This is a genomic window from Nocardioides sp. (assembly GCF_035547795.1).
Classification (GTDB): Bacteria; Actinomycetota; Actinomycetes; order Propionibacteriales; family Nocardioidaceae; genus Nocardioides.
Genome location: NZ_DASZUF010000086.1, coordinates 1 through 10,937 on the forward strand (window position 1 = coordinate 1; position 10,937 = coordinate 10,937).

At 71.2% G+C, this 10,937-nt stretch carries 10 protein-coding genes; 2 read left to right on the forward strand and 8 right to left on the reverse strand.

The window, feature by feature from the left end; all coding sequences use genetic code 11:
* Positions 1–287, reverse strand: a 287-nt coding sequence (locus tag VHA72_RS06260) for a pyridoxamine 5'-phosphate oxidase family protein (RefSeq protein WP_325573585.1), incomplete at its 3' end; no start/stop codon positions are given.
* A gap of 69 nt (positions 288–356) precedes the next feature.
* Between VHA72_RS06260 and pdxR the strand changes: the two genes are divergently transcribed.
* Entirely contained in the window at positions 357–1,733 is a 1,377-nt protein-coding gene (pdxR, locus tag VHA72_RS06265; protein ID WP_325573586.1) for a MocR-like pyridoxine biosynthesis transcription factor PdxR, read from the forward strand.
* Here pdxR and VHA72_RS06270 read toward each other — a convergent pair.
* From VHA72_RS06270 to VHA72_RS06280, 3 genes are read right to left on the reverse strand one after another with little or no spacing between them, the layout of a single operon-like run.
* The gene (locus VHA72_RS06270; RefSeq protein ID WP_325573587.1) at positions 1,666–2,112 is read right to left on the reverse strand and encodes a DUF4233 domain-containing protein; all 447 of its coding nucleotides are present in this window, start codon (positions 2,110–2,112) and stop codon (positions 1,666–1,668) included. The genes pdxR and VHA72_RS06270 overlap by 68 nt on opposite strands.
* A complete protein-coding gene (locus VHA72_RS06275; protein ID WP_325573588.1) occupies positions 2,109–3,530 on the reverse strand; it encodes a bifunctional folylpolyglutamate synthase/dihydrofolate synthase in 1,422 nt (473 codons plus the stop codon). Before VHA72_RS06275 ends, VHA72_RS06270 begins: the two co-directional genes overlap by 4 nt.
* 10 nt (positions 3,531–3,540) lie before the next feature.
* Complete coding sequence (locus VHA72_RS06280) at positions 3,541–4,419, reverse strand: GNAT family N-acetyltransferase (RefSeq protein ID WP_325573589.1); 879 nt, start codon at positions 4,417–4,419, stop codon at positions 3,541–3,543.
* Between the two features lie 78 nt (positions 4,420–4,497).
* On the opposite strand from VHA72_RS06280, the gene valS reads away from it, so the two are divergent.
* Complete coding sequence (gene valS, locus VHA72_RS06285; protein ID WP_325573590.1) at positions 4,498–7,113, forward strand: valine--tRNA ligase; 2,616 nt, start codon at positions 4,498–4,500, stop codon at positions 7,111–7,113.
* 183 nt (positions 7,114–7,296) lie between these two features.
* Here the strand turns inward: valS and VHA72_RS06290 are convergent, their stop codons facing one another.
* The 4 genes from VHA72_RS06290 to VHA72_RS06305 all read right to left on the reverse strand — a co-directional run bounded on the left by VHA72_RS06290 (position 7,297) and on the right by VHA72_RS06305 (position 10,755).
* Positions 7,297–8,007: a hypothetical protein gene (locus tag VHA72_RS06290; protein ID WP_325573591.1), complete on the reverse strand. Its 711-nt coding sequence runs from the start codon at positions 8,005–8,007 to the stop codon at positions 7,297–7,299.
* A gap of 134 nt (positions 8,008–8,141) precedes the next feature.
* Entirely contained in the window at positions 8,142–9,434 is a 1,293-nt protein-coding gene (gene clpX / locus VHA72_RS06295) for an ATP-dependent Clp protease ATP-binding subunit ClpX (RefSeq protein WP_325573592.1), read from the reverse strand.
* A 119-nt stretch (positions 9,435–9,553) separates the two neighbouring features.
* Complete coding sequence (locus VHA72_RS06300) at positions 9,554–10,165, reverse strand: ATP-dependent Clp protease proteolytic subunit (protein ID WP_325573593.1); 612 nt, start codon at positions 10,163–10,165, stop codon at positions 9,554–9,556.
* A 2-nt stretch (positions 10,166–10,167) separates the two neighbouring features.
* The gene (locus VHA72_RS06305) at positions 10,168–10,755 is read right to left on the reverse strand and encodes an ATP-dependent Clp protease proteolytic subunit (protein WP_325573594.1); all 588 of its coding nucleotides are present in this window, start codon (positions 10,753–10,755) and stop codon (positions 10,168–10,170) included.
* Positions 10,756–10,937 lie beyond the last annotated feature (182 nt).

Sequence of the window (10,937 nt, forward strand, 5' to 3'; positions counted from 1 at the left end):
AGGCCGTCCAGCTCGGTGACCGTCACGCAGACATCGTGCTCCAGGGCCTGGGTCAGCCATCCGGCCGCCACCGAGCCGTGCAGGTAGAGCGTGCCGCCGCGATCGGGCCCGTCCGGGTCGACGCCGTACGCCGTCGGCAGCACCACCGGATGCGTCCCCAGCACGACCCCCAGGTGCGCGACCAACCCGTCGGCCAGGAAGGCGTGCAACCGCTGCCGGTCCTCGACCGCGCGGTTGCGGCCGCGGTTGATCCGGGTGCGGGGAGTGGGCGAGAGCGCTGACGTCACGCCGCTATCCTGGATGGCAAGTGGCCTGCACACACGGGCCAATCCGCGCCGATTCCAACAGGACACTCGATGGCGACGCTGCCGCTTCGGCTCGACCGCTCCGACCCGGCCCCGCTGCCGGCCCAGCTGGCCGCCCAGGTGCGTGCACTGGTCGTCGCCGGCACGCTCACCCGCGGCGACCGGCTGCCGTCCAGCCGCGCGCTCGCCGCCGACCTCGGCGTCTCCCGGGCGGTGACCGAGCAGGGCTACGAACAACTCCTCGCCGAGGGGTGGCTCGAGACCCGGCGCGGCGACGGCACCTACGTCGCCTCCGGCGGACTGGCCACCGGCCCGGCTCCGGCCGCCGTGCGCCCGGCCGCCCGGCGGCCGCTGGTCAGCCTCGACACCGGCACGCCGTGGATCGACCCGCGCCAGACCGCCGGCTGGCGGCGCGCCTGGCGCGAGGTCTCCGCCGCCACTCCCCCGCGCGGCTACGACGACCCTCGGGGGCTGCGTGAGCTGCGCGAGGCGCTCGCCGACCGGCTCGGTCGCACCCGCGGCGTCACCGTCGACCCGGAGGAGATCGTGGTGACCGCGGGCACCGGCGACGCGCTGCGACAGCTGCTCCGGGTGGTGCCGCCGGGGCCGATCGGGATCGAGGATCCGGGCTACCGCTCGGCCGTGATGACCGCGCACGACGCGGGCCGCGAGGTCGTGGACCTTCCCGCGGCCCGGCCGATCACCTCGCTGGCCGGGCTCGCTGCCGCCTACGTCACTCCCGCCCACCAGCATCCACTCGGCCGGGTGATGCCGGCCGCGGAGCGGCTGGAACTGCTGGCGGCGGCCCGCGCCGCAGACGCGGTCGTCATCGAGGACGACTACGACTCGGAGTTCCGCTACGACGTGGCACCGGTGCCGGCACTGGCCAGCCTGGACCGGGAGCGGGTCGCCTACGTCGGCACCGCCGCCAAGACCGTCGCACCCGCACTGCGGCTGGGCTGGATGGTCGTGCCGCCGGCGCTGCTCGGCCCGCTCACCGAGCGCCGCACCGTGACCCACGACGGCGCGTCGTGGCCGGCCCAGCGTGCGCTGCTGACGCTGCTGCGCGACGGGTGGGTCGACAAGGTGGTGCGAGCGGCTCGGCGCACCTACGCCGAGCGGGCCCCGAGGGTGGCCGCCGCGCTGTCGCCGTACGCCGAGCTGGCCGGCCCGCTGGCGGGCATGTACTCCACCTGGCTGATGCCGCAGGAGCGGGCGGTCGCCGCCCGCGACGCCGCGCTGGCGGCCGGGTTCCGGCTCAACCTGCTCAGCACCTACAGCCGCAGCAGCGGGCTGACCGGGCTGGTGGTCGGCTTCGGCGGCGTCACCGACGAAGAGCTGGACAGGGCGCTGACCGCGGTCACTCGCGCGCTGGCGGGCGATGCGCCTGCACCGCGCGATCCCGCTCGGCCTGCTCCTCGGGCGTGAGCCGGTCGTACTCGGCGTACGCCGCGGCCTTCTCCCGCTCGATCTTGGCCGAGAGCGCCATCGCTCCCCACCACAGCACCAGGAAGATCGCGCCCAGCACGAACATCATGTGGACCACGATGCCGAGCACGATCGAGACGATCTGGGCCAGCCAGCCGGCGGTGTAGGCCCACCGGTGGCGGAGCAGGCCGGAGAGCATCAGGCAGACCAGGCACAGCCCGCAGCCGACCGGCACCGCCGCCTGCCAGGAGACGTTCTCGACCGCGATCATCACCGGCGTGGTCAGGCCGAGCACGATGGCCTGCAGGAAGAGGATCGCCGCGGCCATGCCCCGGCGCGGCGACTTGTCCCGGTCGTCGGTGAGCTGGGTCTCGCTCATCGTGCCCCCTTCCGGCGCAGCAGGGTGCGCGCCTCACCCACGGTGACCACGGAGCCGGTGACGAGCACCGCTCCCCCGCTGATCGAGCTGTCACCGGTCTCCGCCAGCGCCGCCGCGGCGTCGATGGCGTCGGCCAGGCGGGGTACGACGGAAACCCGCTCCTCGCCGAAGATCTCCACCGCCAGCGCGCCCAGCCGGGTCGCCGGCATGGCGCGCTCGGTGCTGTTCTGGGTGACCACCAGGTGCTCGAGGTGCGGCTCGAACGCGGCCAGCAGTCCCTCGGCGTCCTTGTCGGCCATCACGCCGACCACACCGATGACCTGCTCGAAGCCGAAGCTGTCCTCCAGCGCCGCCGCGGTGGCCTGCGCCCCGTGCGGGTTGTGCGCCGCGTCCAGCAGGATCGTCGGGCTGCTGCGCACGATCTCCAGCCGGCCCGGCGAGCTGACCCGGCCGAACGCGTTGCCGATCAGCTCGGCGCCCAGCGGCTGGGCCTGACCGGCCGCGCCGCGGGCGTCGGCCGGGTCGGCCGGGCCGGCCAGCAGCGCCTCGACCGCCGCCAGCGCGAGCGCGGCGTTCTGCGCCTGGTGGGCGCCATAGAGCGGCAGGAAGACCTCGTCGTACCGCCCGCGCAGGCCCCGCAGACTGACGACCTGGCCGCCAACCGCCGGCGTGCGCGCGAGGACGCCGAAGTCGGTGCCCTCCTCCACCACCGTCGCGCCGACCTCGGCGGCACGGGCGAGCAGCACCTCGCGCGCCTCGTCCGGCTGCTTGGCCAAGACGACGACCGCGCCCGGCTTGATGATGCCGGCCTTCTCACCGGCGATGGCGCCGATGGTGTCGCCGAGATACTGGGCGTGGTCGAGCCCGATCGGGGTCACCACGGCGACGTTGCCGTCGGCGACGTTGGTGGCGTCCCAGGACCCGCCCATGCCGACCTCGACCACCGCCACGTCGACGGGAGCCTCGGCGAACTTGGCATAGGCCATCCCGACCACCGTCTCGAAGAAGGAGAGCGGGTGCGGCTGGTCCTCGTCGACCAGGAGCGTGTACGGCGCCACGTCGTTGAACGCCGCCACGAAGTCCTCGTCGCTGAGCGGCTCGCCGTCGATGCTGATCCGCTCGTTGATCCGCTCGACGTGCGGGCTGGTGAACCGGCCGGTGCGCAGGTCGAGCGCGCCCAGCAGGGTCTCGATCATCCGGGCCGTCGACGTCTTGCCGTTGGTGCCGGTGAGGTGCACGACCTGGTAGGCGCGCTGCGGGTCGCCGAGGAGCTCGGTGAACGCCCGGATCCGGTCCAGGCTCGGCTCCAGGCGGGTCTCGGGCCAGCGTGAGAGCAGGGCGTCCTCGACCTCGTCGACGGTGGCGGCGGGGCGGCCGGCGCGCAGGGCCTCGGTGGCCTCGGTGGGGAAGTCGGACATCCGGTCCAGTCTAGGGCGAGTCGCTCAGGAGCAGGTGTCCCAGGTCGGCCCGCGGCTCGTAGCCGAGCGCGGCGTAGACCCGGTTGCTCACCGGGTTGTCGACGTCGGTGGTCAGGCAGACCCTGCCGAGCTCGGCCAACCGACGGCTGCCCTCGGCGACGCAGGCCGAGGCGTAGCCGTGACCGCGATGTTCGGGCGGCGTGTACACCGGCGCGATCCGGCCGACCCCGAAGACGGGCGGCGCCATCCCGGTCAGGCTGACCGGCTCGCCCTCCACCTCCCACAGCAGCACCCGGCCGCCGTCGATCCGGAGCAGCATCTCCTCCTCGGAGGGCGTGCGATGTGCCGGCGCCAGCGCGGTGTTGCCGGCCTGCGCACGGGCCGCCTCCGGGAACGCGTCGTACCACGCCATGCACAGGCCCAGGTCGGCGCGGGTAGCCAGTCGCGCCGCACCCGGTACGCCGACCGGCGGCCGCAGCACACCCAGCTCCCACGCCCGCACCTGCATCGACACCACCACCTCGCCGCCCCAGAGCCGAGCACTCTCCTGCGCGAAGACACGGGTCGCCGGGAGGACGCCGTTGGCGCCGCCGGGATGCTCGTCCCGCTCGTGCAGCGTCCGCGCCAGCAGCACGGCGGCGTCGTCCGGCATCCCCGCCAGATAGGGCGGGTACGGCGCGAACGGCGCCGTCCGCATCGCCGCACCCACCACGCGGCCCTCCTCGAGGAGAGTCGCGTACCAGTGGAACGGCGCCTCCGGCACCCCCTCCGTGGCATCCCGGTCGGCGTAGACGGTCAGCACGTTGGCCAGCACCGGATCCGCGGCGAGGTGCTCGCCGGCGTCGGCCAGGAAGGCAGCCGGGTCGTCGTAGAACCGCACCCTGGGCATGCCGTGATCGTTCCGTCCGCGTGGCCGCCGGATCAAGGCGTTTTCACGCTCATGCGCCCGCGACCCTAGGATTTCCACATGACCGAGACCCACAGCAGCCCGAGCCCGGAGACCACGACGCCGACCCCGCGCGCCGTCGTCGTACCGGAGAAGCCGGCGCTGGAGGGGCTCGAGGCGAAGTGGTCGCGGCAGTGGAAGGCGGACGACACCTACGCCTTCGACCGCAGTCAGCCCCGGGAGAACGTCTACTCCATCGACACGCCCCCGCCGACCGTGTCGGGCTCGCTGCACGTGGGCCACGTGTTCTCCTACACCCACGCCGACCTGATCGCCCGCTTCCAGCGGATGCGCGGTAAGTCCGTCTTCTACCCGATCGGCTGGGACGACAACGGGCTGCCGACCGAACGCCGGGTGCAGAACTACTTCGGCGTGCGCTGCGACCCGTCGCTGCCGTACGACCCCGACTTCACCCCGCCCGAGAAGCCGGACCCCAAGCGCCAGGTCGCGATCAGTCGGCCGAACTTCGTCGAGCTGTGCGCCCGGCTGGTCACCGAGGACGAGAAGGTCTTCGAGTCGCTGTGGCGCACGCTGGGCATGTCCTACGACTGGTCGCTGCAGTACACCACCATCGGCCGGGCCGCCCAGGCGGTCAGCCAGCGGGCCTTCCTGCGCAATCTCGCCCGTGGCGAGGCGTACCTGCAGGAGGCGCCGACGCTGTGGGACGTCACGTTCCAGACCGCCGTCGCACAGGCTGAGCTCGAGGCGCGGGAGTACCCCGGCGCCTACCACCGGGTCGCCTTCCACGGCGCCTCCGGCGAGAACGTCTACATCGAGACCACCCGCCCGGAACTGATCGCCTCCTGTGTGGCGCTGATCGCGCATCCGGACGACGAGCGCTATCAGGCGCTGTTCGGCACCACCGTCACGAGCCCGATCTTCGGCGTCGCGGTTCCGGTCCTCGCCCACCCCGCGGCCGAGCCCGACAAGGGCGCCGGCATCGCGATGTGCTGCACCTTCGGCGACCTCACCGACGTGCAATGGTGGCGCGAGCTGCAGCTGCCGGTGCGCACCCTGATCGGCCGTGACGGCCGGTTCACGGCCGAGACCCCCGAGTGGCTGACCACGGAGGCCGCGGTGGCGGCGTACGAGGACCTCAAGGGCAAGACCGCGCACGGCGCGCGGGAGGCGATGGTCGCCAAGCTGCGCGAGTCCGGTGACCTGGACGGCGAGCCGAAGCCGACCCAGCGGATGGCGAACTTCTACGAGCGCGGCGAGAAGCCGCTGGAGATCGTGGCGACCCGGCAGTGGTACATCACCAACGGTGGACGGGACACCGCGCTGCGCGACCAGCTGCTCGAGGACGGCGCCGGCATCACCTGGCTGCCCGAGCACATGCGGCACCGCTACGACAACTGGGTCGCCGGCCTCAACGGTGACTGGCTGATCAGCCGACAGCGCTTCTTCGGTATCCCGTTCCCGGTCTGGTACGCCCTGGACGCCGAGGGCAACCCCGACTACGACCACCCGCTGCTGCCGACCGAGGCGCAGCTGCCGATCGACCCGTCCACCGACGTTCCGGAGGGCTATACCGCCGACCAGCGCGGCGTCGCCGGCGGCTTCATCGGCGACCCCGACGTGATGGACACCTGGGCGACCTCCTCCCTCACCCCGCACATCGCCGGGGGCTGGGGCAGCGACGAGGACCTGTTCGGGCGGGTCTTCCCGATGGACCTGTGCACCCAGGGCCACGACATCATCCGGACCTGGCTGTTCAGCCGGGTGGTCCGTGCGCGCCTGGAGAACGGCGCGGTGCCGTGGAGCCACGCCATGCTCTCGGGCTGGATCCTCGACCCCGACCGCAAGAAGATGTCGAAGTCCAAGGGCAACGTGGTCGTCCCGACCGAGATCCTGGACCGGTTCGGCGCCGACGCGGTCCGCTGGCGAGCGGCCCTCTCCCGACCCGGCCTGGACTCGCCGTTCGACGAGACCCAGATGAAGGTCGGGCGCCGGCTGGCGATGAAGGTGCTCAACGCCTCCAAGTTCGTGCTCGGCAACGTCGGCGCCACCTCGCTGTGCGTCGCCGAGGTCTCCGAGCCGATCGACTGCGCCCTGCTCGGTCGGCTGGCCACGGTGATCACCAAGGCGACCGAGGCGTTCGAGGCCTACGACTACACCAGTGCGCTGGAAACGGCCGAGAAGTTCTTCTGGGAGTTCTGCGACGACTACGTGGAGCTGGTCAAGGAGCGTGCCTACGGCGACGACGACTCGCCGGCGACGGTGTCCGCCAGGGCGGCCCTGGCGATCGCGCTGCACAGCCAGCTGCGGCTGCTGGCGCCGTTCCTGCCGTACGTGACCGAGGAGGTCTGGTCGTGGTGGCAGGAGGGCTCCATCCATCGCGCCTCGTGGCCCACCGAGCTCGAGCTGGGTGCCGCCGCGGCGATGGACGACGCTCCTCTCGACGCCGTCGCGGCGGCGCTGTCGGGCATCCGCGGAGTGAAGTCGACCGCGAAGGTGAAGATGCGGGCGCCGCTGGCCCACGCCGAGATCACCGGTCCCGAGAAGCTGGTCCGCGATGCGGAGCTGGCCGCCGAGGACCTGCGGCGTACCGGGAACATCGTGGGCGACCTGGTCTTCACCGTCGCCGCGGAAGCCACCGAGCTGAGCGTGAGCGCGGAGCTGGCGCCCGAGGCCTGACCTGGTGCCTCCCGCCTGCCTGCGCCGGCGGCTCCGGCCGCTTGTAACACGCTGTCCACCGCACTAGCAGGTCGTTGCAACGGCCTTCTAGTGCGCCGAACGGCGTGTTACCGCACCGAACGGCGTGTTACATGGCCGCACACCGCGAAGAGCAGGCGCCAGCGACCAGCGCCTAGCAGTGGCCTAGCGCCAGCGGGAACCGAAGGAACCGAACGACGACGGGGCGTGCCCCGGGAAGCCGAAGCCCTTGCTCGACGACGTCGGCAGCTTGTCGGCAGCGGCGAAGGGCGTCTTCGCGGTCTTGTTCAGGCCCTTCGCGACACCGCGGCCCGGCGCCATGCCGGGCAGGCCTCGGTTGCCCGGGCCGTGCTTGAGACCGGTGAGCTGCCTGTTCTGGCCGAAGTGGTTGCCCTGGTTGGCGGCCGGAGTCGTGCTGGCCGGCCAGGTCGGCTGGTGCACGGCGGTGGGCCAGGAGTTGTGGCTGTGCGAGGGCCAGGTCGGGGTCGCCGGCGGCTGGGGCGTAGCCGGCTGCGGGTCGGCCGGCGCGGGCGTGGTGTCGCTCGCCGGAGTGGTCTTCGCGGGGTGGTGCCGGTGGTGGTGATGCGCGTGCCTGGCCGGCTTCGCCTTGGCGACGGTCAGCGCCACCGCCGGCGTGGCGTTGGTCGCGGCCTGGGCATCGTCGGCGGCGTGCCCCGCGACATCGGGCGCCGCCGGCGTCGGCGAGGAGCCGCCGCCCGAGTGCGGGACGAGAGTCAGCCCGCTCACCACGGGAGCCGCGAACTGGCGCCAGGCGTCACGCGCGTAGCTGCGCATGCTGTTGGTCGCCAGCACCACGACACAGGCGAGCGCTACGACGACGAACGCCGCCAGCGGTGCCTTGTGGTTCGAGCTCACCGTCGCCTCCCCTACCCGGATCGGGATGCAGAATTCCGTCCCCATCCTCCCGGATCGGCAGACCGGAGCGCGAACCTGAGCGGGAAAATGGCCCAAATGGACTAGGCCGGTCGGGACCGGCCCGCCGAGTCGCGTCAGGCCGACTTCTTCTTCTTGGACTCGGCCTCGCGCAGCACCAGCTCGGGCGTCGCCACGCCCGCCACCACGTCGGCGGTGACCACGACGCGCGCGACATCACCGCGCGACGGTACGTCGTACATCGCGTGCAGCAGGATCTCCTCGATGATCGCCCGCAGCCCACGCGCACCGGTGCCACGCTCGAGCGCCTTGTCGGCGATGGCCTGCACCGCGTCGGGGGTGAACTCCAGGTCGACCCCGTCGAGCTCGAAGAGCTTCTGGTACTGCTTGATCAGGGCGTTGCGCGGCTCGGTGAGGATCTGCACCAGCGCGTCCTGGTCGAGCTTGGTGACGCTGGCGATCAGCGGCAGCCGGCCGATGAACTCGGGGATCAGCCCGAACTTGGTCAGGTCCTCGGGCCGCACCTGGGAGAGCAGGTCCTCGGCGTCCTTCTCGGCCTTGGAGTGCACCTCGGCGGTGAAGCCGAGGGTCTTCTTGCCGACCCGCTGCTCGATGATGTGCTCCAGCCCGGCGAAGGCGCCGCCCACGACGAACAGGATGTTCGTCGTGTCGATCTGGATGAACTCCTGGTGCGGGTGCTTGCGGCCGCCCTGCGGCGGCACCGAGGCGGTGGTGCCCTCGATGATCTTCAACAGCGCCTGCTGCACGCCCTCGCCGGAGACGTCGCGGGTGATCGACGGGTTCTCGGCCTTGCGGGCGACCTTGTCGATCTCGTCGATGTAGATGATGCCGGTCTCGGCCTTCTTGACGTCGTAGTCGGCGGCCTGGATCAGCTTGAGCAGGATGTTCTCGACGTCCTCGCCGACGTAGCCGGCCTCGGTCAGGGCGGTGGCGTCCGCGATCGCGAACGGGACGTTGAGCATCCGGGCCAGCGTCTGGGCCAGGTAGGTCTTGCCGCAGCCGGTGGGGCCGATCACCAGGATGTTGGACTTGGCGACCTCGACGCTCTCGTCCTTGCTGTGCTTGCCCGGACCACCCGGGGTCGGCTGCAGCCCGGCCTGGACCCGCTTGTAGTGGTTGTAGACCGCCACCGCGAGGGCCTTCTTGGCCTGCTCCTGGCCGATGACGTAACCGTTGAGGAACTCGAAGATCTCGCGCGGCTTGGGCAGCTCGTCGATGCTGACCTCGCCGCCCTCGGCGAGCTCCTCCTCGATGATCTCGTTGCACAGGTCGATGCACTCGTCGCAGATGTAGACGCCCGGCCCGGCGATGAGCTTCTTCACCTGCTTTTGGCTCTTTCCGCAAAAAGAGCACTTGAGCAGGTCGCCACCGTCACCGATGCGTGCCATGGGCGGTCATCCTCCGACTGTCGTGCTGGGGAACTGTTGGGACAGCGTCCCCGACGGTACTCCGTGTCCGCCCCGTCCAGCGGGACGGACACGAAGTGGCCACCGGAACGCCTTGGACGTCAGGCCAGGGCCGGCGTCGGCGTCTTGAGCGAGCCGAGGACCTGGTCGACGATGCCGTACTCGACCGCCTGCTGGGCGGTCAGGATCTTGTCGCGCTCGATGTCGCGGCTGACCTCCTCGATCGACTTGCCGCTGTGATCGGCGATCATCTTCTCCAGCAGCTCGCGCATCCGCAGGATCTCGTTGGCCTGGATCTCGATGTCGGAGGTCTGACCGAACGTGCCCTCGGTGTAGGGCTGGTGGATCAGGATGCGACTGTTGGGCAGCGCCATCCGCTTGCCCTGGGTGCCGGCCGCGAGCAGGACCGCGGCCGCGGAGGCGGCCTGGCCCATGCACACGGTCTGCACGTCGGGCTTGATGAACTGGATGGTGTCGTAGATCGCGGTCAGCGCGGTGAACGAGCCACCCGGGGAGTTGATGTAGATGCTGATGTCCTGGTCGGGGTTCATCGACTGCAAGCACAGCAGCTGCGCGATCACGGCGTTGGAGACGTCGTCGCTGATCGGCGTGCCGAGGTAGATGATGCGCTCCTCGAACAGCTTCGCGTAGGGGTCGATGCGGCGGAAGCCGTACGACGTCCGCTCTTCCCACTGGGGGATGTAGTAGTTCATGCTCAGTCCTTCTTGTGGGCCGGGCGGCCCTCGTCGGCGGCCTCGCGCGCGTTCTTGATGACCTTGTCGACGAGGCCGTACTCGAGAGCCTCCTGCGCGGTGAACCAGCGATCGCGGTCCGCGTCGGCGACGACCTGCTCGATCGGCTGGCCGGTGTGCTCGGCGATGAGGTCGAGCAGCACCTTCTTGATGTGCAGCGACTGCTGAGCCTGGATCTTGATGTCCGAGGCCGAGCCGCCCATGCCCGAGGAGGGCTGGTGCATCATGATCCGCGCGTGCGGCAGCGCGTAGCGCTTGCCCTTGGCGCCGGCGCACAGGAGGAACTGGCCCATCGACGCGGCCAGGCCCATCCCGACCGTGGCCACATCGTTGGGGATGTAGTTCATCGTGTCGTAGATCGCCATGCCGGCGTCGACCGAGCCGCCGGGGCTGTTGATGTGCAGGAAGATGTCGGCCTCGGGGTCCTCCGCCGAGAGCAGCAGCAGCTGGGCGCAGATCGCGTTGGCGTTCTGGTCGCGCACCTCGGAGCCGAGGAAGACGATCCGCTCGCGCAGCAGCCGCTGGTAGATGTGGTCGTCGAGGACGTTCATGCCCGCGCCGCCGTTGAGCTGGGGGCTGGAGTTCTGGGTCACGACAGCGACCCTAGCCCGAAGCATCGACAGAACCGACGCCAATCCCGCGCTGTTCGCCGACAGCAGATTTCAGGCTCCCCCGACCCGTGTGCGGGCGTCCTTCCGGGGGCTGCGGGACGGACGCCGACCTCCGGTCGGTC

What these genes read in the sequence shown, in the direction of transcription:
- pdxR (WP_325573586.1), top strand. Translation starts at nt 357, where the DNA reads ATGGCGACGCTGCCGCTTCGGCTCGACCGCTCCGACCCGGCCCCGCTG.
- VHA72_RS06270 (WP_325573587.1), bottom strand. Translation starts at nt 2,112, where the DNA reads ATGAGCGAGACCCAGCTCACCGACGACCGGGACAAGTCGCCGCGCCGG.
- VHA72_RS06275 (WP_325573588.1), bottom strand. Translation starts at nt 3,530, where the DNA reads ATGTCCGACTTCCCCACCGAGGCCACCGAGGCCCTGCGCGCCGGCCGC.
- VHA72_RS06280 (WP_325573589.1), bottom strand. Translation starts at nt 4,419, where the DNA reads ATGCCCAGGGTGCGGTTCTACGACGACCCGGCTGCCTTCCTGGCCGAC.
- valS (WP_325573590.1), top strand. Translation starts at nt 4,498, where the DNA reads ATGACCGAGACCCACAGCAGCCCGAGCCCGGAGACCACGACGCCGACC.
- clpX (WP_325573592.1), bottom strand. Translation starts at nt 9,434, where the DNA reads ATGGCACGCATCGGTGACGGTGGCGACCTGCTCAAGTGCTCTTTTTGC.
- VHA72_RS06300 (WP_325573593.1), bottom strand. Translation starts at nt 10,165, where the DNA reads ATGAACTACTACATCCCCCAGTGGGAAGAGCGGACGTCGTACGGCTTC.
- VHA72_RS06305 (WP_325573594.1), bottom strand. Translation starts at nt 10,755, where the DNA reads ATGAACGTCCTCGACGACCACATCTACCAGCGGCTGCTGCGCGAGCGG.